Source organism: Agromyces mangrovi (assembly GCF_030296695.1).
GTDB lineage: Bacteria > Actinomycetota > Actinomycetes > Actinomycetales > Microbacteriaceae > Agromyces > Agromyces mangrovi.
In genome coordinates this window covers 845301-866595 of the sequence record NZ_AP027737.1, presented here as the reverse complement: position 1 = coordinate 866595, position 21295 = coordinate 845301, and the positions used below count along the sequence as shown (strand labels likewise).

At 68.7% G+C, this 21295-nt stretch carries 27 protein-coding genes and 2 pseudogenes; 28 read left to right on the top strand and 1 reads right to left on the bottom strand.

The window, feature by feature from the left end:
- Positions 1–85: 85 nt before the first annotated feature.
- From rpsL to map, 28 genes and pseudogenes are all read left to right on the top strand, one after another.
- Positions 86–460, top strand: coding sequence for a 30S ribosomal protein S12 (rpsL, locus tag QUE38_RS04155; protein ID WP_281884886.1), 375 nt, complete (start codon positions 86–88; stop codon positions 458–460).
- Entirely contained in the window at positions 460–930 is a 471-nt protein-coding gene (gene rpsG / locus QUE38_RS04150; protein WP_286310358.1) for a 30S ribosomal protein S7, read from the top strand. The genes rpsL and rpsG overlap by 1 nt, the downstream gene beginning before the upstream one ends.
- An 81-nt stretch (positions 931–1011) precedes the next feature.
- A complete protein-coding gene (gene fusA, locus QUE38_RS04145; RefSeq protein ID WP_286310357.1) occupies positions 1012–3126 on the top strand; it encodes an elongation factor G in 2115 nt (704 codons plus the stop codon).
- Between the two features lie 115 nt (positions 3127–3241).
- Positions 3242–4435: an elongation factor Tu gene (tuf, locus tag QUE38_RS04140; RefSeq protein ID WP_286310356.1), complete on the top strand. Its 1194-nt coding sequence runs from the start codon at positions 3242–3244 to the stop codon at positions 4433–4435.
- A gap of 205 nt (positions 4436–4640) precedes the next feature.
- On the top strand, positions 4641–6194 hold the full coding sequence (locus QUE38_RS04135; protein WP_286310355.1) for a Mur ligase family protein: 1554 nt from the start codon (positions 4641–4643) through the stop codon (positions 6192–6194).
- Positions 6195–6672: 478 nt separating this feature from the next.
- The gene (rpsJ, locus tag QUE38_RS04130; RefSeq protein WP_017201594.1) at positions 6673–6981 is read left to right on the top strand and encodes a 30S ribosomal protein S10; all 309 of its coding nucleotides are present in this window, start codon (positions 6673–6675) and stop codon (positions 6979–6981) included.
- A gap of 8 nt (positions 6982–6989) precedes the next feature.
- Positions 6990–7648, top strand: a pseudogene (rplC, locus tag QUE38_RS04125) (50S ribosomal protein L3).
- Between the two features lie 3 nt (positions 7649–7651).
- Complete coding sequence (gene rplD, locus QUE38_RS04120; protein ID WP_286310354.1) at positions 7652–8302, top strand: 50S ribosomal protein L4; 651 nt, start codon at positions 7652–7654, stop codon at positions 8300–8302.
- On the top strand, positions 8299–8601 hold the full coding sequence (gene rplW, locus QUE38_RS04115; RefSeq protein WP_281884903.1) for a 50S ribosomal protein L23: 303 nt from the start codon (positions 8299–8301) through the stop codon (positions 8599–8601). The genes rplD and rplW overlap by 4 nt, the downstream gene beginning before the upstream one ends.
- Positions 8602–8615: 14 nt before the next feature.
- A complete protein-coding gene (gene rplB / locus QUE38_RS04110) occupies positions 8616–9455 on the top strand; it encodes a 50S ribosomal protein L2 (RefSeq protein WP_286310353.1) in 840 nt (279 codons plus the stop codon).
- Between the two features lie 12 nt (positions 9456–9467).
- Positions 9468–9749, top strand: coding sequence for a 30S ribosomal protein S19 (rpsS, locus tag QUE38_RS04105; RefSeq protein ID WP_281884907.1), 282 nt, complete (start codon positions 9468–9470; stop codon positions 9747–9749).
- 25 nt (positions 9750–9774) lie between these two features.
- Positions 9775–10139, top strand: a pseudogene (rplV, locus tag QUE38_RS04100) (50S ribosomal protein L22).
- A complete protein-coding gene (rpsC, locus tag QUE38_RS04095; RefSeq protein ID WP_281884911.1) occupies positions 10139–10888 on the top strand; it encodes a 30S ribosomal protein S3 in 750 nt (249 codons plus the stop codon). The pseudogene rplV and the gene rpsC overlap by 1 nt, the downstream one beginning before the upstream one ends.
- A 2-nt stretch (positions 10889–10890) precedes the next feature.
- On the top strand, positions 10891–11310 hold the full coding sequence (gene rplP, locus QUE38_RS04090) for a 50S ribosomal protein L16 (RefSeq protein WP_286310352.1): 420 nt from the start codon (positions 10891–10893) through the stop codon (positions 11308–11310).
- A complete protein-coding gene (gene rpmC / locus QUE38_RS04085) occupies positions 11310–11630 on the top strand; it encodes a 50S ribosomal protein L29 (protein WP_286310351.1) in 321 nt (106 codons plus the stop codon). The genes rplP and rpmC overlap by 1 nt, the downstream gene beginning before the upstream one ends.
- 1 nt (position 11631) lies before the next feature.
- Complete coding sequence (gene rpsQ / locus QUE38_RS04080; protein WP_281884917.1) at positions 11632–11934, top strand: 30S ribosomal protein S17; 303 nt, start codon at positions 11632–11634, stop codon at positions 11932–11934.
- Positions 11935–11968: 34 nt separating this feature from the next.
- Positions 11969–12337, top strand: coding sequence for a 50S ribosomal protein L14 (gene rplN, locus QUE38_RS04075; protein ID WP_281884919.1), 369 nt, complete (start codon positions 11969–11971; stop codon positions 12335–12337).
- A 3-nt stretch (positions 12338–12340) separates the two neighbouring features.
- Positions 12341–12700: a 50S ribosomal protein L24 gene (rplX, locus tag QUE38_RS04070; RefSeq protein WP_286310350.1), complete on the top strand. Its 360-nt coding sequence runs from the start codon at positions 12341–12343 to the stop codon at positions 12698–12700.
- 2 nt (positions 12701–12702) lie between these two features.
- Positions 12703–13290 (top strand): 50S ribosomal protein L5, encoded by a 588-nt coding sequence (gene rplE, locus QUE38_RS04065; RefSeq protein ID WP_286310349.1) that lies wholly within the window; start codon positions 12703–12705, stop codon positions 13288–13290.
- 125 nt (positions 13291–13415) lie between these two features.
- Entirely contained in the window at positions 13416–13814 is a 399-nt protein-coding gene (rpsH, locus tag QUE38_RS04060; RefSeq protein WP_281884924.1) for a 30S ribosomal protein S8, read from the top strand.
- Positions 13815–13820: 6 nt separating this feature from the next.
- Positions 13821–14357, top strand: a complete 537-nt coding sequence (gene rplF / locus QUE38_RS04055) for a 50S ribosomal protein L6 (protein WP_286310348.1) — start codon at positions 13821–13823, stop codon at positions 14355–14357.
- A 2-nt stretch (positions 14358–14359) separates the two neighbouring features.
- A complete protein-coding gene (rplR, locus tag QUE38_RS04050) occupies positions 14360–14719 on the top strand; it encodes a 50S ribosomal protein L18 (protein ID WP_286310347.1) in 360 nt (119 codons plus the stop codon).
- Positions 14716–15417, top strand: a complete 702-nt coding sequence (gene rpsE, locus QUE38_RS04045; RefSeq protein WP_281884929.1) for a 30S ribosomal protein S5 — start codon at positions 14716–14718, stop codon at positions 15415–15417. The genes rplR and rpsE overlap by 4 nt, the downstream gene beginning before the upstream one ends.
- Complete coding sequence (rpmD, locus tag QUE38_RS04040; protein ID WP_281884931.1) at positions 15417–15602, top strand: 50S ribosomal protein L30; 186 nt, start codon at positions 15417–15419, stop codon at positions 15600–15602. Before rpsE ends, rpmD begins: the two co-directional genes overlap by 1 nt.
- Positions 15602–16345, top strand: coding sequence for a 50S ribosomal protein L15 (rplO, locus tag QUE38_RS04035; protein ID WP_286310346.1), 744 nt, complete (start codon positions 15602–15604; stop codon positions 16343–16345). Before rpmD ends, rplO begins: the two co-directional genes overlap by 1 nt.
- Positions 16346–16463: 118 nt before the next feature.
- On the top strand, positions 16464–17786 hold the full coding sequence (gene secY / locus QUE38_RS04030; RefSeq protein WP_286310345.1) for a preprotein translocase subunit SecY: 1323 nt from the start codon (positions 16464–16466) through the stop codon (positions 17784–17786).
- Entirely contained in the window at positions 17783–18385 is a 603-nt protein-coding gene (locus QUE38_RS04025) for an adenylate kinase (RefSeq protein WP_286310344.1), read from the top strand. Before secY ends, QUE38_RS04025 begins: the two co-directional genes overlap by 4 nt.
- Before the next feature lie 5 nt (positions 18386–18390).
- The gene (map, locus tag QUE38_RS04020) at positions 18391–19218 is read left to right on the top strand and encodes a type I methionyl aminopeptidase (protein ID WP_286310343.1); all 828 of its coding nucleotides are present in this window, start codon (positions 18391–18393) and stop codon (positions 19216–19218) included.
- 54 nt (positions 19219–19272) lie between these two features.
- On the opposite strand, the gene QUE38_RS04015 is transcribed toward map, so the two are convergent.
- The gene (locus tag QUE38_RS04015) at positions 19273–21171 is read right to left on the bottom strand and encodes a BglG family transcription antiterminator (protein WP_286310342.1); all 1899 of its coding nucleotides are present in this window, start codon (positions 21169–21171) and stop codon (positions 19273–19275) included.
- Positions 21172–21295 lie beyond the last annotated feature (124 nt).

The following is a 21295-nucleotide window of genomic DNA, read 5'->3' as shown; positions in this document are numbered from 1 at the left end:
GCGCTGCAGCTCTGCGGTGCCGGTGGGTCATGATGCGACACAATCCATCACCGCTGTCACCGTGCAGCATGAACAAGGAGAACGAGTGCCCACCATTCAGCAGCTGGTCCGCAAGGGCCGCTCGCCGAAGGTCGACAAGACCAAGGCCCCGGCCCTGAAGGCCAACCCCCAGCAGCGCGGCGTCTGCACGCGCGTCTACACCACCACCCCGAAGAAGCCGAACTCGGCGCTGCGCAAGGTCGCCCGCGTGAAGCTCTCGAACGGCACCGAGGTCACCGCCTACATCCCCGGTGAGGGCCACAACCTGCAGGAGCACTCGATGGTGCTCGTCCGCGGCGGTCGTGTGAAGGACCTCCCCGGCGTCCGCTACAAGATCATCCGCGGCGCGCTCGACACGCAGGCGGTCAAGAACCGCAAGCAGTCGCGCAGCCGCTACGGCGCGAAGATGGAGAAGAAGTAATGCCTCGCAAGGGACCCGCTCCGAAGCGCCCCGTCGTCGCCGACCCGGTCTACGGCTCGCCCGTCGTCAGCCAGCTCGTCAACAAGATCCTCGTCGACGGCAAGAAGGACCTCGCGCAGCGCATCGTCTACGACGCGCTCGAGAACGTCGCCTCGAAGTCCGGCCAGGACGCCGTCGTGACCCTCAAGAAGGCCCTCGACAACGTGCGCCCGACCCTCGAGGTCCGCTCGCGTCGCGTCGGCGGCTCGACCTACCAGGTCCCCGTCGAGGTCAAGCCCCACCGTGCGAACACCCTGGCGCTGCGCTGGCTCACCAGCTACGCCAAGGCCCGCCGCGAGAAGACCATGACCGAGCGTCTCACCAACGAGATCCTCGACGCCTCGAACGGCCTGGGTGCCGCGGTCAAGCGCCGCGAGGACACCCACAAGATGGCCGAGTCGAACCGCGCCTTCGCCCACTACCGCTGGTAAGAGGCGGGCGGATGCCGCGAGGCGACGCCCCGCGGCATCCGCTCACCCCCACCCCGTCAACGAAATCCCCCGGAGGAACCCGTGGCACAGGATGTGCTCACCGACCTGACCAAGGTCCGCAACTTCGGCATCATGGCCCACATCGATGCCGGCAAGACCACCACGACCGAGCGCATCCTGTTCTACACGGGCATCACGCACAAGATCGGCGAGGTGCACGACGGCGCCGCCACGATGGACTGGATGGCGCAGGAGCAGGAGCGCGGCATCACCATCACGTCGGCCGCGACGACGTGCTTCTGGAACAACATCCAGCTGAACATCATCGACACGCCCGGCCACGTCGACTTCACCGTGGAGGTGGAGCGCAACCTCCGCGTGCTCGACGGCGCGGTCGCCGTCTTCGACGGCAAGGAGGGCGTCGAGCCCCAGTCCGAGACCGTCTGGCGCCAGGCCGACAAGTACAACGTGCCGCGCATCTGCTTCGTCAACAAGATGGACAAGCTCGGTGCGGACTTCTACTTCACCGTCGACACCATCGTCAGCCGCCTGGGCGCCAAGCCGCTCGTGCTGCAGCTGCCGATCGGTGCCGAGAACGACTTCCTCGGCGTGATCGACCTCGTCGAGATGCGCGCGCTCGTGTGGCCCGGCGACGCGAAGGGCGACGTGACGCTCGGCGCGAAGTACGAGGTGCAGGAGATCCCGGCCGACCTGAAGGACAAGGCCGAGGAGTACCGCCAGACGCTGCTCGAGACCGTCGCCGAGACCGACGACGCGCTGCTCGAGAAGTACTTCGGCGGCGAGGAGCTCACGGTCGCCGAGATCAAGGGCGCGATCCGCAAGCTCACCATCAACAGCGAGATCTACCCCGTGCTCTGCGGCTCGGCGTTCAAGAACCGCGGCGTGCAGCCCATGCTCGACGCGGTCGTGGACTACCTGCCGTCGCCGCTGGACATGCCGGCCATCGAGGCGCACGACGCCCGCGACGAGGAGACCATCGTCCCGCGTCACGCCGACGCCGACGAGCCGTTCGCCGCGCTCGCGTTCAAGATCATGACGCACCCGTTCTTCGGTCGTCTGACCTACATCCGCGTCTACTCGGGTCGTCTCGACTCGGGCGGCCAGGTCATCAACACGGCCAAGGGCAAGAAGGAGCGCATCGGGAAGATCTTCCAGATGCACGCCAACAAGGAGAACCCGGTCGACTTCGTCACCGCCGGCCACATCTACGCGGTCATCGGCCTGAAGGACACCACCACGGGCGACACCCTGTCCGACCCGAACGAGCAGGTCATCCTCGAGTCGATGACGTTCCCCGACCCCGTGATCGAGGTCGCGATCGAGCCGAAGACCAAGGCCGACCAGGAGAAGCTCGGCACGGCGATCCAGAAGCTCGCCGAGGAGGACCCGACCTTCCGCACCGAGCAGGTCGCGGAGACCGGCCAGACCGTCATCAAGGGCATGGGCGAGCTCCACCTCGACATCCTGGTCGACCGCATGAAGCGGGAGTTCAAGGTCGAGGCGAACGTCGGCAAGCCGCAGGTCGCGTACCGCGAGACCCTGAAGCGCAAGGTCGAGAAGCACGACTACACCCACAAGAAGCAGACGGGTGGATCGGGCCAGTTCGCGAAGATCCAGTTCGCGATCGAGCCGCTCGAGGTCACGGCCGAGACGACCTACGAGTTCGAGAACAAGGTCACCGGTGGTCGCATCCCGCGGGAGTACATCCCCTCGGTCGACGCCGGATTCCAGGACGCGATGCAGTACGGCATCCTCGCCGGATACCCCATGGTGGGTGTCAAGGCGACGCTGCTGGACGGTGCCTCGCACGACGTCGACTCCTCGGAGATGGCGTTCAAGATCGCCGGTTCGATGGGCTTCAAGGAAGCCGCTCGGAAGGCGAACCCGGTTCTGCTCGAGCCGCTGATGGCCGTCGAGGTGCGTACGCCCGAGGAGTACATGGGCGACGTCATCGGCGACCTGAACTCGCGCCGCGGGCAGATCCAGTCGATGGAGGACGCCAGTGGTGTGAAGGTGATTCGCGCCAACGTCCCGCTGTCGGAGATGTTCGGTTACATCGGCGACCTGCGGTCGAAGACCTCGGGCCGCGCGGTGTACTCGATGACCTTCGAGAGCTACGCGGAGGTCCCGAAGGCGGTCGCCGACGAGATCGTCCAGAAGAACAAGGGCGAGTAGCCCTCCACAGCGCGCAACCACCCGGTTCGCGTAACATACCCAACACACCCCGTAGGACACCGAGCGCAATCCGGCGCCCGGCGCTTCTACACGTAAGTCCTGAGGAGGACCCACAGTGGCTAAGGCCAAGTTCGAGCGGACCAAGCCGCACGTCAACATCGGAACGATCGGTCACGTCGACCACGGCAAGACCACGCTCACCGCTGCGATCTCGAAGGTGCTCGCTGACAAGTACCCGTCGGACGTCAACGTGCTGCGCGACTTCGCTTCGATCGACTCCGCTCCCGAGGAGCGCCAGCGCGGCATCACGATCAACATCTCGCACGTCGAGTACGAGACGCCGAAGCGCCACTACGCGCACGTCGACGCCCCGGGTCACGCCGACTACATCAAGAACATGATCACCGGTGCGGCCCAGATGGACGGCGCGATCCTCGTGGTCGCGGCGACCGACGGCCCCATGGCCCAGACGCGTGAGCACGTGCTGCTCGCCAAGCAGGTCGGCGTTCCCTACCTGCTCGTCGCGCTGAACAAGGCCGACATGGTCGACGACGAGGAGATCCTGGAGCTCGTCGAGCTCGAGGTCCGCGAGCTCCTCTCGAGCCAGGGCTTCCCGGGCGACGACGCTCCGGTCGTGCGCGTCTCGGGCCTCAAGGCGCTCGAGGGCGACGAGCAGTGGGTCAACTCGGTGCTCGAGCTCATGGAGGCCGTGGACGACTCGATCCCGGACCCCGTGCGCGACAAGGACAAGCCGTTCCTCATGCCGATCGAGGACGTCTTCACGATCACCGGTCGTGGAACCGTCGTCACCGGCCGTGCGGAGCGCGGCACGCTGAAGATCAACTCCGAGGTCGAGATCGTCGGCATCCGCCCGACGCAGAAGACCACGGTCACCGGTATCGAGATGTTCCACAAGCAGCTCGACGAGGCGTGGGCCGGCGAGAACTGCGGTCTCCTGCTCCGCGGTCTCAAGCGCGAGGAGGTCGAGCGCGGCCAGGTCGTCGTCGCTCCGGGTTCCGTCACGCCGCACACCGAGTTCGAGGGCACCGCGTACATCCTGTCCAAGGACGAGGGTGGCCGCCACAACCCGTTCTACGCGAACTACCGTCCGCAGTTCTACTTCCGCACCACCGACGTCACCGGCGTCATCACGCTGCCCGAGGGCACCGAGATGGTCATGCCCGGCGACACCACCGACATGACGGTCGACCTGATCCAGCCGATCGCCATGGAGGAGGGCCTCGGCTTCGCCATCCGCGAGGGTGGTCGCACCGTCGGCGCCGGTACGGTCACGAAGATCATCAAGTAGCGAACCGCTCCGTCAGGAGCATCGCGACCGACAGGGGTCGGGCCTTCGGGCCCGGCCCCTTCGTCGTTCCCGCAGGCACCACCCGCTCGCCTAGAATCGCTGGGTACGCATGCGCGGGTGACCCGCCCGCACGACGGTGCCGGTCACGAGCCGGTGGCCGACGCGACTGACGCCGTGGCCGCCTGCGGCCTCGAGAGGAGCCCCGTTGACCGAGATCGCCCCCGCGCCGATCACCCTGCGCCCCGAACGCACCGACCCGGTCGCGCTCGGCGAGGTCGCGGCCGCGGCAGGCGCCGAGGTGGCGCCCGACGCGGCGGACGTGCAGGTCACCGGCGTGACGTTCGCGTCGGGCCAGGTGCGCCCGGGCGACCTCTACGTGGGCATCCGCGGCGCGAACGCGCACGGCGCGCAGTTCGCGGGCCAGGCCGCCGAGGCGGGCGCCGTGGCGCTGCTGACCGATGCGGAGGGGGCGGCGCTGGCCGAGGCATCCGCCCTGCCCGTGCTCGTCGTGCCCGTGCCGCGCGAGGTGCTCGGCGCCGTCGCTGCGCGCATCTACGACTACACCGAGGGCACGCCCCAGCTGCTCGGCGTGACCGGCACCAACGGCAAGACGAGCACCGTGCACCTGCTCGAGGGCATGATCGGCGCACTCGGCGAGGTCGCGGGGCTCAGCTCCACCGCGGAGCGGCGCGTCGCCGGCGAGGTCGTCGTCGCCGGGCTCACCACGCCCGAGTCCAGCGACATGCACTCACTCATCGCGACGATGCGCGAGCGCGGCGTCACCACCGCGGCGATCGAGGTGTCGGCGCAGGCCCTCACGCGGCACCGCATCGACGGCGTGCGCTTCCAGGTCGCCGCGTTCACCAACCTCAGCCACGACCACCTCGACGACTACGCGTCGATGGAGGAGTACTTCGACCAGAAGGTGGCCCTGTTCCAGACCGACCGGGCCGAGACCGGCGTGGTCTCGCTCGACACCCCGTGGGGTGCGCGGGTGGTGGAGCGCTCCGGCATCCCGGTGCAGACGATCACCTCGCGCGACGACGTCGAGGCCGACTGGCGCGTGCGGACCACGGCGGTCTCGCGCGAGGGCACCCGCTTCGCACTCGAGAGCCCCGACGGCGAGCGACTCGAGGCCATGATCCCCGCCATCGGCGAGCACCACGCGGCGAACGCGGGCCTCGCCATCGTCATGCTGATCGCGGGCGGGCGCTCGTTCGACGTCGTGCGCGACGCGCTCGCGCACGACGGCGCGATCCCGCCGATCCCCGGTCGCACCGAGAACGTCGCGGCGCCGGGCTCGCCGGCGATCTACGTCGACTTCGGCCACAGCGCCGACGCGTTCGCGAAGACGCTCGACGCGGTGCGCGCGGTGACCACCGGCAAGGTGATCATGGTCTTCGGCGCCGACGGCGACCGCGACACGACGAAGCGCCACGACATGGCGGCCGAGGCGGTGCGGCGCAGCGACATCCTCGTCGTCACCGACCACCACCCGCGGTTCGAGGATGCCGCGTCGATCCGCCGCACGCTCGCGGAGGGCGCGCTCGCGGCGCGGCCCGACGCGGAGCTGCACGTGGTGTCGCCGCCCCCGCGCGCGATCCGGCTCGCGGTCTCGCTCTGCACAGCGGAGGACTCCATCCTGTGGGCGGGCCCGGGGCACCAGAACTACCGCGAGATCCGCGGCGTGAAGACGGCGTACTCGGCTCGCGAGCAGGCGCGTCAGGCGCTCCGGGAGCAGGGCTGGGAGGCGCGCTGACGCGCTGATCGGGGCCGCCGGATGCTCCCCGCTGGGAGTCCGCTGGGCGACACGCCGATCGCGACACGCCCGGGTTGCACGAACGACGTGCGATGTGGCAAACTCGTTGAGTTCAACATTTCGAACGCGTGGCGAACGTGCGCGCGTTTCGGATCACTGCCAGGCAGTGCATAACCACCTCGGGCGAAGCCCACGGGGGTCAGGTTAGGCCGCGGGCAGCAGGACACGACTCAACCGACAACTGCAAGGACACGGCGCAGCCATGTCCGCGAGCGGGTTCGCGCCCGCGCGCACGAGTCGGTGACAGGTTCGACGGTCGAGCGTGTCGAGGCGATCGGATCCGCGAGGATTCGCGGTGGTCTCGACAGGCTCGATCACGAGCCGTTGACAGAAGAACAGTGGTGCACCACACGGAGTGCTACGACGGCGTCCAATGCAGCGCGAGCTGTACGACGCCTTGACAGAGAGAGAGTCAGCCATGGCGGGACAGAAGATCCGCATTCGACTGAAGTCGTACGACCACGAGGTCATCGACACCTCGGCGCGCAAGATCGTCGACACGGTGACCCGCGCGGGTGCGACCGTGGTCGGCCCGGTGCCGCTCCCCACGGAGAAGAACGTGGTGTGCGTCATCCGCTCGCCCCACAAGTACAAGGACAGCCGCGAGCACTTCGAGATGCGCACCCACAAGCGCCTGATCGACATCGTCGACCCGACCCCCAAGGCGGTCGACTCGCTCATGCGCCTCGACCTTCCGGCCGACGTCAACATCGAGATCAAGCTCTGAGGTAACCCATGTCCACGACTGCTACCAAGACCGTCAAGGGTCTCCTGGGCACCAAGCTCGGCATGACCCAGGTGTGGGACGACCAGAACCGCGTCATTCCGGTGACCGTCATCGAGATCGCCCCCAACGTCGTCACCCAGCTGCGCACCCCGAGAAGGACGGCTACAGCGCCGTCCAGATCGCCGCGGGCCAGATCGACCCCCGCAAGGTCCTCAAGCCGGCCGCCGGCCACTTCGAGGCCGCGGGCGTCACCCCGCGTCGCCACCTCGCCGAGGTCCGCACCGCTGACGCCGCCGACTACTCGCTGGGCCAGGAGCTCACCGTCGAGGAGACCTTCGAGGCCGGCCAGCTGGTCGACGTCGTCGGCACCTCGAAGGGCAAGGGCTTCGCCGGTGTCATGAAGCGCCACAACTTCAAGGGCGTCTCCGCCTCGCACGGTGCCCACCGCAACCACCGCAAGCCCGGTTCGATCGGCGCGTCCTCGACCCCGAGCCGCGTCTTCAAGGGCATGCGCATGGCCGGCCGCATGGGCGGCGAGCGCGTGACCGTGCTGAACCTCAAGGTGCACTCGGTCGACGCCGAGAAGGGCCTGCTGCTCGTCAAGGGCGCCGTCCCCGGCGCTCGTGGCCGCCTCGTTTTCGTCCGCAACGCAGTGAAGGGAGCGTAGTCCATGGCTACCTCACTCGACATCGTCGACGTCAAGGGCAAGAAGGCCGGCTCGATCGAGCTGCCCGCCGAGCTCTTCGACGTGCAGACCAACGTCCCGCTGATCCACCAGGTCGTCGTCGCCCAGCTCGCCGCCGCGCGCCAGGGCACGCACAAGACCAAGAACCGCGGTGAGGTCTCCGGTGCCGGCCGCAAGCCCTTCAAGCAGAAGGGCACGGGTCGCGCCCGCCAGGGTTCGATCCGCGCGCCGCACATGACCGGCGGTGGCGTCGTCCACGGCCCGACCCCGCGCGACTACTCGCAGCGCACGCCCAAGAAGATGATCGCCGCAGCCCTGCTCGGCGCGCTCTCCGACCGTGCCCGCGGCAGCCGCGTGCACGCGGTCGAGGGCCTCTTCGCCGGCGAGACGCCGAAGACGAAGGCCGCGATCGAGCTGCTCGACGGCGTCGCGTCGTCGAAGCACGTCCTGGTGGTGCTCACTCGCGACGACGAGCTCAACGAGCGCGCCGTCCGCAACATCCCGACCGTGCACGTGCTGCCGTTCGACCAGCTGAACGCCTACGACGTGCTCGTCTCCGACGACATCGTCTTCACCAAGGCCGCGCTCGAGGGCTTCATCGCCTCGAAGGCCACGAAGGAAGAGGTCTCCGCATGAGCGCCGCATGGAACAAGGACCCCCGCGAGATCATCATCGCGCCGGTGGTCTCCGAGAAGAGCTACAACCTGATCGACGAGGGCAAGTACACGTTCATCGTGGACCCCCGCGCCAACAAGACCGAGATCAAGCTCGCCATCGAGCAGATCTTCAAGGTCGAGGTCGCGCAGGTGAACACCCTCAACCGCCAGGGCAAGACCCGCCGCACCCGCTTCGGCATGGGCAAGCGCAAGGACACCAAGCGCGCCATCATCACGCTGAAGTCGGGCTCGATCGACATCTTCACGGCTGTCGGCTAAGGAGCAACCGAGAAATGGCTATTCGCAAGTACAAGCCCACGACCCCGGGTCGTCGCGGTTCGTCCGTCGCCGACTTCGCGGAGATCACCCGGTCGACGCCGGAGAAGTCGCTGCTGAAGCCCCTGTCCAAGTCGGGCGGGCGCAACAACCAGGGCCGCATCACCACCCGCCACATCGGTGGTGGCCACAAGCGCCAGTACCGCGTCATCGACTTCCGTCGCAACGACAAGGACGGCGTGCCCGCCAAGGTCGCGCACATCGAGTACGACCCGAACCGCACCGCGCGCATCGCGCTGCTGCACTTCGTGGACGGCACCAAGCGCTACATCCTGGCGCCGAGCCGCCTCTCGCAGGGCGACCTCGTCGAGTCGGGTCCCTCGGCCGACATCAAGCCGGGCAACAACCTGCCGCTGCGCAACATCCCGACCGGTACCGTGGTGCACGCCATCGAGCTCCGCCCCGGCGGCGGCGCCAAGATGGCCCGCTCGGCGGGCGCCTCGGTGCGCCTCGTCGCCAAGGACGGCCCTTACGCGCAGCTCCGCCTGCCGTCGGGCGAGATCCGCAACGTCGACGCGCGCTGCCGCGCGACCGTCGGCGAGGTCGGCAACGCCGAGCAGTCGAACATCAACTGGGGCAAGGCCGGCCGCAAGCGCTGGAAGGGCGTCCGCCCGACCGTGCGCGGTGTCGCCATGAACCCGATCGACCACCCGCACGGTGGTGGCGAGGGCAAGACCTCCGGTGGTCGCCACCCGGTCAGCCCCTGGGGTCAGGCCGAGGGCCGCACCCGTCGCCCCAACAAGGAGAGCGACAAGCTCATCGTCCGTCGTCGCACCGTCGGCAAGAAGCGCAAGTAGGAGTAAGAGAAGATGCCGCGCAGTCTCAAGAAGGGCCCCTTCGTCGACGAGCACCTGCTTCGCAAGGTCGTCACGCAGAACGAGGCCGGTTCCAAGAACGTCATCAAGACGTGGTCGCGTCGCTCGATGATCGTCCCCGCAATGCTGGGTCACACGATCGCCGTGCACGACGGCCGCAAGCACATCCCGGTGTTCGTCACCGAGACCATGGTGGGCCACAAGCTCGGCGAGTTCGCGCCCACCCGCACCTTCCGTGGACACGTGAAGGACGACAAGAAGGGCCGCCGCCGCTGACGCGGTGGCGTGAAGGAGGAGAGAAATGGTGGAGTCGATCGCACGCGTGCGTCACATCCGCGTGACCCCCATGAAGGCCCGCCGCGTCGTCAACATGATCCGCGGCAAGCAGGCTCAGGAGGCCCTGGCCATCCTGAAGTTCGCCCCCAGGGTGCGAGCGAGCCGGTGTACAAGCTCGTCGCCTCGGCCATCGCGAACGCTCGCGTCAAGGCCGATGCCTCGAACACCTACCTGGACGAGCAGGACCTCTACGTGTCGCGCGCTTTCGTCGACGAGGGTGTCACCCTCAAGCGATTCCAGCCGCGTGCCCAGGGTCGTGCGTTCCGCATCAACAAGCGCACCAGCCACATCACTGTTGTGCTCGCCACTCCCGAGGAGGGTACGAAGTAATGGGTCAGAAGGTAAACCCGTACGGCTTCCGTCTCGGCGTGACCACCGACCACGTGTCGCGGTGGTTCTCCGACTCGAACAAGCCCGGCCAGCGCTACTCGGACTACCTCGCAGAGGACGTCCGCATCCGTCGCCTGCTGCAGACCTCGCTCGACCGCGCGGGTGTCTCGCGCATCGAGATCGAGCGCACGCGTGACCGCGTCCGCGTCGACATCCACACCGCCCGCCCGGGCATCGTGATCGGTCGCCGCGGCGCCGAGGCCGAGCGCATCCGCGCCGACCTCGAGAAGCTCACCGGCAAGCAGATCCAGCTCAACATCCTCGAGGTGAAGAACCCCGAGGCCGACGCCCAGCTCGTCGCGCAGGGCATCGCCGAGCAGCTCTCCGCCCGCGTGGCCTTCCGCCGCGCGATGCGCAAGGGCCTGCAGGGCGCGCAGCGCGCCGGCGCCAAGGGCGTCCGCATCCAGGTCTCCGGCCGCCTCGGCGGCGCCGAGATGAGCCGTTCGGAGTTCTACCGCGAGGGTCGCGTGCCGCTGCACACCCTCCGCGCGAACATCGACTACGGCTTCTACGAGGCGAAGACCACCTTCGGCCGCATCGGCGTGAAGGTCTGGATCTACAAGGGCGACATCACCAACAAGGAGCTCGCCCGCGAGCAGGCCAACCAGAAGTCGTCGCGCCCCGAGCGCGGAGACCGCCGTCGTGCGCCCAAGGCGCAGGAGCCGGTCGCAGCAGGAGTTGAGGCATAACCATGTTGATTCCCCGTCGAGTCAAGTACCGCAAGCAGCACCACCCGGGTCGCCGTGGCCAGGCCACCGGCGGCACCAAGGTGTCGTTCGGCGAGTACGGCATCCAGGCCCTGACGCCCGCTTACGTGACCAACCGCCAGATCGAGTCCGCTCGTATCGCGGTGACGCGTCACATCAAGCGCGGCGGCAAGGTGTGGATCAACATCTACCCCGACCGTCCGCTCACGAAGAAGCCGGCCGAGACCCGCATGGGTTCCGGTAAGGGTTCGCCCGAGTGGTGGGTCGCCAACGTCAAGCCGGGCCGCGTCATGTTCGAGATCTCGGGTGTCTCCGAGGAGCTCGCACGCGAGGCGCTGACCCGTGCAATCCACAAGCTGCCCCTGAAGGCACGCATCATCAAGCGCGAGGAGGGCGACGCATAATGGCCGTCGGATCCAAGGAGCTCGCCCCCATCGAGCTCGACACCTTCGAAGACGAGCGACTCGTCGACGAGCTGAAGAAGGCAAAGGAAGAGCTTTTCAACCTGCGCTTCCAGGCCGCCACCGGTCAGCTCGAGAGCCACGGCCGCCTGAAGGCCGTCAAGCGCGACATCGCGCGCATCTACACCGTGATCCGCGAGCGCGAGCTCGGCATCCGCGCCACCCCGGCCCCGGTCGAGGTGCCCGCGAAGGCCGAGAAGCCCGCGAAGAAGACCAAGAAGGCAGCGGCCGCCGAGGCCGACGCCGAGACGAAGGAGGCCTGACATGGCTGAGACCAAGAAGGCTGCGGCCGAGGTCGCCGAGAAGGCCGAGCTCGTCCGCCCGTACCGCAAGGTGCGCCGCGGCTACGTCGTCAGCGACAAGATGGAGAAGACCATCGTCGTCGAGGTCGAGGACCGCGTGAAGCACCCGCTCTACGGCAAGGTCATCCGCCGCACCTCCAAGGTGAAGGCGCACGACGAGCAGAACACCGCCGGCATCGGCGACCTGGTCGTCATCAGCGAGACCCGGCCCCTGAGCGCCACCAAGCGCTGGCGCCTTGTCGAGATCCTCGAGAAGGCCAAGTAAGCCCCGCGGGCTTGCTTCGTAGAAGGAGTACACAGTGATTCAGCAGGAATCCCGGCTCAAGGTCGCCGACAACACCGGCGCCAAGGAGCTGCTCACCATCCGCGTGCTCGGCGGGTCGAGCCGGCGCTACGCCGGCCTCGGCGACACCATCGTCGCGACCGTCAAGGACGCGATCCCCGGTGGCAACGTGAAGAAGGGCGACGTCGTCAAGGCGGTCATCGTCCGCACGGTCAAGCAGACCCGTCGTCCCGACGGCTCGTACATCAAGTTCGACGAGAACGCCGCAGTGATCCTCAAGAACGACGGTGACCCCCGTGGCACCCGCATCTTCGGCCCGGTCGGCCGCGAGCTGCGCGACAAGAAGTTCATGAAGATCATCTCGCTGGCGCCGGAGGTCATCTAAGTCATGGCGAAGATCAAGAAGGGCGACCTCGTCGAGGTCATCTCGGGCAAGAGCCAGGACCGCGGCGGAGACCGCGGCAAGCAGGGTCGTGTCATCGAGGTGTTCCCGAACGACGACCGCGTCGTCGTCGAGGGCGTCAACTACGTCACCAAGCACGTGCGGGTCGGCCAGACCCAGCGCGGGTCGAAGACGGGCGGCATCGAGACCCACGAGGCGCCCATCCACGTCTCGAACGTCGCGATCGTCGACCCCGAGACCAAGAAGCCGACGCGCGTCGGCTTCCGCACCGAGACCGTGACGAAGGACGGCGTCGAGAAGACGGTCCGCGTTCGTTACGCCAAGAAGTCAGGTAAGGACCTGTAGCAATGAGCGACACTGCAGTGGGAACTGGCAAAATCCAGCCCCGTCTCAAGCAGAAGTACCGGGCCGAGATCATCGCGAAGCTGACCGAGGAGCACGGCTACACCAACGTGCACCAGGTGCCCGGCCTCACGAAGATCGTCGTGAACATGGGCGTCGGCGAGGCCGCGCGCGATGGCAAGGTCATCGACGGCGCGATCGCCGACCTCACCAAGATCACGGGCCAGAAGCCGCAGGTGACCAAGGCGCGCAAGTCGATCGCGCAGTTCAAGCTGCGCGAGGGCCAGCCCATCGGCGCGCACGTCACGCTCCGTGGCGACCGCATGTGGGAGTTCCTCGACCGCCTGCTCTCGCTGGCGCTGCCCCGCATCCGGGACTTCCGCGGCCTCTCCGACCGCCAGTTCGACGGTCACGGCAACTACACCTTCGGTCTCACGGAGCAGTCCGTGTTCCACGAGATCGACCAGGACAAGATCGACCGCGTCCGCGGCATGGACATCACCGTGGTGACCACCGCGACCACCGACGAGGAGGGCCGTGCGCTGCTGACCGCGCTCGGCTTCCCCTACCAGGCCGGCTCGAACGCACAGTAGGACCCCGCGGATGCCGCGCCCCGCGCGCGGCATCCGCACCCGATCCGGGCAACCGTCCGGATCACCACCACAGGTCGGTTCCCGTGTAACGGGCCTCGAAACCTGGTGAACGAAGGAAACACATCATGACGATGACCGATCCGGTCGCTGACATGCTGACCCGGCTGCGCAACGCCAACTCCGCGCACCACGACAGCGTGTCCATGCCGAACTCGAAGCTCAAGGCGCACATCGCCGAGATCCTGAAGAACGAGGGCTACATCGCCGACTTCGAGGTCTCCGACGCACGCGTGGGCACCACGCTGACGCTGCAGCTGAAGTTCGGCCCCAACCGCGAGCGCTCGATCGCTGGCATCAAGCGGGTCTCGAAGCCCGGACTCCGCGTGTACGCGAAGTCGACCGAGCTCCCCAAGGTTCTCGGCGGCCTCGGCGTCGCGATCCTGTCCACCTCCAGCGGTCTGCTCACCGACCGCCAGGCCGAGAAGAAGGGCGTGGGTGGGGAAGTCCTCGCCTACGTGTGGTAACCCGACATGTCACGAATCGGACGTCTCCCCATCGACATCCCTGCCGGCGTCACCGTCTCGGTCGACGGCCGTCAGGTCACCGTGAAGGGCCCGAAGGGCGAGCTCTCGCTCGTCGTCGCGGCTCCCATCGAGGCCAAGGTCGAGGACGGCCAGGTGCTCGTCACCCGTCCGGACGACGAGCGCGAGTCGCGTTCGCTCCACGGTCTCACCCGTTCGCTCATCAACAACCAGATCCTCGGCGTCACGCAGGGCTACTCGAAGGCCCTCGAGATCGTCGGCACCGGGTACCGCGTGCAGCAGAAGGGCAGCTCGGTCGAGTTCGCCCTCGGCTTCTCGCACCCGGTCACCGTCGAGCCGCCGGCCGGTATCACGTTCACGGTCGAGGGAAACAACAAGCTGACCGTCGCCGGCATCGACAAGCAGGCCGTCGGCGAGACCGCAGCGAACATCCGCAAGATCAAGAAGCCGGAGCCCTACAAGGGCAAGGGCATCCGCTACGCCGGTGAGGTCGTTCGCCGCAAGGCCGGAAAGGCTGGTAAGTAATCATGGCCGTCAAGAGCAAGTCGGCTGCGCGTTCGCGCCGCCACGTCCGCCTGCGCAAGAAGGTCGTCGGCACCGAGCAGCGTCCGCGCCTCGTCGTGACCCGCTCGGCCCGCCACGTCTTCGTCCAGGTGGTCGACGACAGCAAGGGCCACACGGTCGCCTCGGCGTCCACCATGGAGGCCGACCTCCGCACGTTCGACGGTGACAAGACCGCCAAGGCCCGCAAGGTCGGCGAGCTCGTCGCCGAGCGCGCGAAGAGCGCCGGTGTCGAGGCAGTCATCTTCGACCGCGGTGGCAACAAGTACGCCGGTCGTGTCGCAGCGATCGCCGATGGAGCGCGAGAGGCAGGGCTGAACCTGTGAGCGAGAAGATCAACAAGGAAGCAGACGTGGTCTCGGAGACCCCCGTCGAGACGGCCGCCTCGAGCGAGTCGTCGAAGAACGAGGCGCCCCGCGAGGGCCGTCGTGGCGGCGGTCGCGACCGCAACCAGGGTCGTGGCCGTGACCGCGACAGCGACAAGAGCCAGTTCCTCGAGCGCGTGGTGACCATCAACCGCGTCTCGAAGGTCGTCAAGGGCGGTCGCCGCTTCAGCTTCACGGCGCTCGTCGTCGTGGGCGACGGCAACGGCATGGTCGGGGTCGGCTACGGCAAGGCCCGCGAGGTGCCGACCGCGATCTCGAAGGGTGTCGAGGAGGCGAAGAAGAACTTCTTCCGCGTCCCGCGCGTCGCCGCGACCATCCCGCACCCGGTGCAGGGCGAGGCCGCAGCCGGCGTCGTGCTCCTGCGCCCGGCCGCTCCCGGTACCGGTGTCATCGCCGGTGGTCCGGTGCGTGCCGTGCTCGAGTGCGCCGGCATCCACGACGTGCTGAGCAAGTCGCTCGGCTCGTCGAACACCCTCAACATCGTGCACGCGACCGTCGAGGCGCTGCAGCAGCTCGAGGAGCCCCGTGCCGTCGCAGCTCGCCGCGGCCTCGACTACGACGAGGTCGCTCCGGCCCGTCTGCTGCGTGCCGAGGCCCAGGCAGCCGAGGCTGCCGCTGCAGCGAAGGCAGGTGCCTGATGGCCGGACGGCTCAAGGTGACCCAGATCAAGTCCAAGGTGAGCGAGAAGCAGTACCAGCGCGACACGCTGCGCAGTCTCGGACTCAAGCGCATCGGTGACGTCGTGGTCCGCGAGGACACCCCGCAGAACCGCGGGTACGTCAACACCGTCGCTCACCTCGTCAAGGTTGAGGAGATCGACTAATGGCAGAAGAGAAGAAGGACGCCGCGGAGGCTCCGAAGAAGGCTCCGGCCAAGAAGGCTCCGGCCAAGGCCGCTGCCGAGAAGGCTCCGGCTGCCAAGGCTCCGGCGAAGAAGGCTCCGGCGAAGGCCGCAGCCGACAAGCCCGCCGCCGAGAAGGCACCGGCTGCGAAGACTCCGGCGAAGAAGGCTCCGGCCAAGGCCGCTGCCGAGAAGGCTCCGGCCGAGAAGGCTCCGGCTGCCAAGGCTCCCGCCAAGAAGGCGCCGGCCGCCAAGGCCGCCGCCAAGCAGGAGGAGTCGGCCGAGCGCGAGCAGGTCCTGAAGGTCCACCACCTCCGCCCGGCGCCCGGCGCCAAGAAGGCGAAGACCCGCGTGGGTCGCGGTGAGGGCTCGAAGGGCAAGACCGCGGGTCGCGGCACCAAGGGCACCAAGGCCCGCAACACGGTGCGCGTCGGCTTCGAGGGCGGCCAGCTGCCGTACCACATGCGTGCGCCGAAGCTGCGCGGGTTCAAGAACCCGTTCCGCGTCGAGTACCAGGTGGTCAACCTGGCCAAGCTCGCCGAGCTCTACCCGAAGGGCGGGGACGTGACCGTCTCCGACCTCGTGGCCAAGGGCGCGGTGCGCAAGAACGAGAAGGTCAAGGTGCTGGGCGACGGCGACATCGCGGTCAAGCTCAACGTCGCGGTCGACAAGGTCTCCGGTTCCGCGGAGCAGAAGATCGTGGCGGCCGGCGGATCCGTCAAGTAACACCCGCACAGCAGCACGGTTGTCGAGCCTGTCGGGGCCTCGCGTAGTATTACGGGGGCCCTGACAGGCTCGAGCCGCAACAACGACCTGCTCCGCAGAGGGAGCAACAGGAGGACAGGTGTTCAACGCCATCGGGCGGATCTTCCGCACGCCGGATCTTCGCAGGAAGATCGGCTTCACCCTGGGGATCATCGCCCTGTTCCGGCTCGGCTCCTTCATCCCGGCGCCGTTCGTCGACTTCGGCAACGTCCAGGCGTGTCTCGCGGCGAACCAGGGCACGTCCGGCCTCTACGAGCTGGTCAACGTCTTCTCGGGCGGCGCGCTGCTCCAGCTGTCGATCTTCGCGCTGGGCATCATGCCGTACATCACCGCGTCGATCATCACGCAGCTGCTGCGCGTGGTCATCCCGCACTTCGAGACCCTGTACAAGGAGGGCCAGGCCGGCCAGGCCCGCCTGACCCAGTACACGCGGTACCTCACCATCGCCCTCGCGGTGCTGCAGTCGACGACGCTGATCACCGTGGCCCGCAGCGGCGCGCTGTTCAACACGAACCCCATCGCCGAGTGCTCGCAGCTGCTCACCAACGACGCCTGGTACGCGGTCATGCTCATGGTCATCACCATGACGGCCGGCACCGGCCTCATCATGTGGCTCGGCGAGCTCATCACCGAGCGCGGCATCGGCAACGGCATGTCGCTGCTCATCTTCACCTCGATCGCCGCGACCTTCCCCGGCTCGCTGTGGGCCATCGGCGTCGCGCGCGGCTGGGACATCTTCGCGCTCGTGCTCGTCGTGGGCATCGCGATCGTCGTCGCGGTCGTGTTCGTCGAGCAGTCGCAGCGCCGGATCCCGGTGCAGTACGCCAAGCGCATGGTCGGCCGTCGCACGTACGGCGGCAACAACACCTACATCCCGATCAAGGTGAACATGGCCGGCGTCGTGCCGGTCATCTTCGCCTCGTCGCTGCTGTACCTGCCGGCGCTGATCGCGCAGTTCAACCAGCCGCAGCCGGGCGAGGAGCCCTCGCCGTGGGTCGTCTGGATCCAGAACTACCTCGTCAACGGCGACCACCCGCTGTACATGCTGCTGTACTTCCTGCTGATCGTGGGCTTCACCTACTTCTACGTGGCGATCACCTTCAACCCGGAGGACGTCGCGGAGAACATGAAGAAGTACGGCGGCTTCATCCCGGGCATCCGCGCCGGGCGCCCGACCGCCGAGTACCTCGACTACGTGCTGACGCGCGTGACCCTGCCGGGCTCGATCTACCTCGGCATCGTCGCGCTCATCCCGCTGGTCGCGCTCGGCCTCGTCGGCGCGAACGCGAACTTCCCGTTCGGCGGCGCGTCGATCCTCATCATCGTCGGCGTCGGCCTCGAGACCGTGAAGCAGATCGACGCGCAGCTGCAGCAGCGCCACTACGAAGGGCTCCTCCGATGACCCGCCTCCTCCTGATCGGCCCGCCCGGCGCGGGCAAGGGCACGCAGGCCGCGCGCCTCGCGCAGGCGTACGACGTCCCGGCCGTGTCGACCGGTGACATCTTCCGCGCCAACGTGCAGGGCGGCACCACCCTCGGCCTCGAGGCGAAGGCGTACATGGACCGCGGCGAGTACGTGCCCGACTCGCTCACCAACGCGATCGTGCACGACCGCCTGCAGGAGGCGGACGCGACCACGGGCTTCCTCCTCGACGGGTACCCGCGCACGATCGAGCAGGTGCACGAGCTCGACCGCATCCTCGAGGAGGACGGCACCGCGCTCGACGCGGTCGTCCAGCTCGTGGCCGACACCGACGAGGTCGTCGCGCGCCTGCTGAAGCGCGCTGCCGAGCAGGGGCGGTCGGATGACACGGAGGACGTGATCCGCCACCGCATGGCGCTCTACGCCGAGCAGACCGCTCCGCTCGTGGAGGTCTACGGCGAGCGCGGCCTGGTCGTCGAGATCGACGGCCTCGGCCCGGTCGAGGAGGTCACGGAGCGGATCCTGGACGCGATGGCTGCGCGCGGGCTGCGCGCGGTGGCATCCGTCGACGACGCCTGACCCGCGTGTTCAAGCGCTCGATCTACAAGACGCCCGAGCAGTTGCGCGCCATGCGCGTGCCGGGCGAGGCGACGGCTGCGGCGCTCGCGGCGGCGCGTGCGGCGATCCGCCCGGGTGTCACCCCGATCGAGCTGGACCGCATCGCCGAGGCGGTCATCCGCGAGCACGGCGGCGAGTCGAACTTCAAGCTCGTGCCCGGCTACCGGCACACGCTCTGCGTCTCGGTGAACGACGAGGTCGTGCACGGCATCCCGGGTGAGCGCCCGTTCGCGCCCGGCGACATCGTGTCGGTCGACGGCGGCGCGCAGGTCGGCGGCTGGAACGGCGACTCGGCGTTCACGGTCGTGATCGACGACCCGGAGCGGTCCGACCTGGTGGCGGCCCGCCGCGAGCTCTCCGAGGTCACGGAGTCCGCGCTCTGGCGGGGCGTCGCCGCGCTCGCGGGCGCCCGGCACCTGAACGAGGTGGGCGAGGCGATCCAGGAGCACGTCGAGTCGCGCGGGCGGTGGGGCATCCTCACCGACTACGTCGGCCACGGCATCGGCCGCACCATGCACGAGGAGCCGCCGGTGTTCAACTACCGCGTGCGGCCCAAGGGCCCGGAGGTGCGACCGGGCCTCGTGGTCGCGATCGAGCCGATGATCGTCGCGGGGTCGATCGACACGGTCGTGCGCGACGACGACTGGACGGTCGCGACCGCCGACGGCGCCGATGCGGCGCACTGGGAGCACTCGATCGCCGTGCACGCGGACGGCGTGTGGGTGCTCACGGCGCCCGACGGCGGCGCCGATGCGCTCGCGTCGCACGGCATCGTGCCGGTGCCGCCGCGCTGATCCGCCGGCGGCCACGGCGGCCACGAGTCGAGCGGATGCCCCGGCGCGGGCGGCTCAGGACTCCATGACGTGCGACAGCGCGTCGATGAACGACGGGAAGTCGGTCGACGCCGCGACGAGCTCGCGCACGTGGTCGGGCTCCGAGAACACCTCGACGAACTGGTCGAACACGCGCTGGAAGGCCGCACGGCCCTCCTCGCTGAAGGCGATCAGCGCGACCACCTGCACCGCCTCGTCGCCCCAGCGGAGCGGGCTGGGACTCACCACGATGGAGATCGCGGTGCGCCGCGCGGTCATCGCCATGGCGTGCGGCACCGCGAGGTGCTCGGTGAACGCGGTGGACGACAGTCGCTCGCGCTCGAGCGCGCCCTCGACGTACGCGTCGTCGATGATGCCCCGCTCGACCATCTCGCGACCCAGCTCCTGGATGACGCCCTCCGCGCCGACGTCGGGCACGCTGCGGCGGAACAGCTCCGGGTCGAAGTACTCCAGCAGCTCCTCCGCGAGCCGCCCCCGTCGCCGGGCCCGCCGCGCCTGCGCGATGCCCGAGCGCACGCGGCCGAGGTCGTCGTCGCCCACGAACGGGGTCACGACGATCGCGCGGTCGTCGTGCCGGCGCTCGGGCACGGTCGTGACCACGACCTCGCCCCCGAGCGCCGACCAGTCGACGTCGCTGCGGGTGATCACGTCGACGATGCGCGCGTCCGAGGCGAGCACCTCGCGGATGCGCCGAAGCGCCACGAGGTGGAGGTCCTGGTAGGCCGGCACCACGACGGAGACGTCGATGCGGTCGCTGCCGGCCGTGGCGTCCTCGAGCCGGGCGCCCACGTGCATGGCGATGTAGGCGATCTCGTCCTCGCTGACGTCGATGCCCTCCTCGCGCTGGAGCTCGCCCGCGATGAAGACGGCGAGCTCGTAGATCATCGGGTACGACGACTTGAGCGACCCCGCGATCGGGTTGCGTGCGTACGACTGCTCGCCCGCGCGCGCGACGAGGTGCTGCACGTGCATCGCGAGCCTGCCGAGGAACTCCTCGTCGTCGAGGTCCACGAGGTAGCGCCGGGTCGCCTCGAGCACGATCCGCCGCACCGACTCGAGGCGCGCCGGGTCGACGAAGCGCTCGAGGTCGGCGGCGGGCCCCGCGACCGGCGTCGCCGCGCGCGTGGCGATGAGGGAGGCGAGGTAGCGCACGTCCGCCTCGCCGAGGTCGATGCCGAAGTGCTCGGGCACGAGCTCCCGGAGGATGCCGGCGAGCGGTGCGGTCTCCGCGGTCTCCGGGACGTCGGGCTCCGAGAGCACGTGGTCGCGCGTGATGCGGTCGACCGCGACGGCGACGTGGAGCAGCACGTTGCTCAGGCCGTAGTCGTTGACGAGGTAGCCCGACTCGGTCAGCCGCTCGAGCAGGGCGGTCTTGAACGCGGCCAGGCGATCGGTCGCGAACGCCGCCTGCAGGTGCTCGACCTCGAGCATGCCGCGGCTCGACTCCTCGCGGAAGAGCGCGCCGAGCATGCGTCGGCGCGCCGCCTCGGTGCCGGCCACGCGCACGGCGTCGCCCTGCCGCTCGAGGCGGAGGCCCGACTCCTGCAGGCGGGCGCGGGCATGTCCGAGGTCGGCCTCGATCGTCGACTCGCTGACGTAGAGGCCCGCGGCCAGGTCGTGCACGCCGACCGGGTCGTGCGCGTCGACGAGGCGGCGCAGCACGCGCCCGCGGCGGGCCCGCGGGGAGTCGGCCGGGTCGCGCTCGAGCTCGCGGTAGCGGGCGAGCGCCGCCGGGTCGACGCGGTAGCCGTTCGGGCCGGACACGATCACCGGCGCATCCGCACCGCCGTTCGTCGCCGCGACGTAGTTGCGCACCGTGCGGGGCGTGACGCCGAGCCGGTCGGCGAGTTCGCCCGCCGTGAGCGTGCCGCCGCGCTCCAGCAGCGCCAGCATGCGCTCCTGTCGCTCGACCACGGCGCCTCCTCCCGGGCGCGACGGCCCTGCGGCGTCGCACGTCCCGTTCCAGAGTCAACCACCTCCGGCCGACCGGCGGGGCCCGGAACGCCCGCTTTTCCGGGGTGCGGAAACAGGTCTGGTG

Coding starts and splice junctions, on each gene's coding strand:
- QUE38_RS04025 (WP_286310344.1), top strand. CDS start 17,783: ATGACCCGCCTCCTCCTGATCGGCCCGCCCGGCGCGGGCAAGGGCACG.
- rplP (WP_286310352.1), top strand. CDS start 10,891: ATGTTGATTCCCCGTCGAGTCAAGTACCGCAAGCAGCACCACCCGGGT.
- rpsJ (WP_017201594.1), top strand. CDS start 6,673: ATGGCGGGACAGAAGATCCGCATTCGACTGAAGTCGTACGACCACGAG.
- rplO (WP_286310346.1), top strand. CDS start 15,602: ATGGCAGAAGAGAAGAAGGACGCCGCGGAGGCTCCGAAGAAGGCTCCG.
- rplX (WP_286310350.1), top strand. CDS start 12,341: ATGGCGAAGATCAAGAAGGGCGACCTCGTCGAGGTCATCTCGGGCAAG.
- rplF (WP_286310348.1), top strand. CDS start 13,821: ATGTCACGAATCGGACGTCTCCCCATCGACATCCCTGCCGGCGTCACC.
- rpmC (WP_286310351.1), top strand. CDS start 11,310: ATGGCCGTCGGATCCAAGGAGCTCGCCCCCATCGAGCTCGACACCTTC.
- rplW (WP_281884903.1), top strand. CDS start 8,299: ATGAGCGCCGCATGGAACAAGGACCCCCGCGAGATCATCATCGCGCCG.
- rpmD (WP_281884931.1), top strand. CDS start 15,417: ATGGCCGGACGGCTCAAGGTGACCCAGATCAAGTCCAAGGTGAGCGAG.
- rplE (WP_286310349.1), top strand. CDS start 12,703: ATGAGCGACACTGCAGTGGGAACTGGCAAAATCCAGCCCCGTCTCAAG.
- rplR (WP_286310347.1), top strand. CDS start 14,360: ATGGCCGTCAAGAGCAAGTCGGCTGCGCGTTCGCGCCGCCACGTCCGC.
- rplB (WP_286310353.1), top strand. CDS start 8,616: ATGGCTATTCGCAAGTACAAGCCCACGACCCCGGGTCGTCGCGGTTCG.
- rpsG (WP_286310358.1), top strand. CDS start 460: ATGCCTCGCAAGGGACCCGCTCCGAAGCGCCCCGTCGTCGCCGACCCG.
- rpsQ (WP_281884917.1), top strand. CDS start 11,632: ATGGCTGAGACCAAGAAGGCTGCGGCCGAGGTCGCCGAGAAGGCCGAG.
- rplD (WP_286310354.1), top strand. CDS start 7,652: ATGGCTACCTCACTCGACATCGTCGACGTCAAGGGCAAGAAGGCCGGC.
- rpsS (WP_281884907.1), top strand. CDS start 9,468: ATGCCGCGCAGTCTCAAGAAGGGCCCCTTCGTCGACGAGCACCTGCTT.
- rpsC (WP_281884911.1), top strand. CDS start 10,139: ATGGGTCAGAAGGTAAACCCGTACGGCTTCCGTCTCGGCGTGACCACC.
- rpsH (WP_281884924.1), top strand. CDS start 13,416: ATGACGATGACCGATCCGGTCGCTGACATGCTGACCCGGCTGCGCAAC.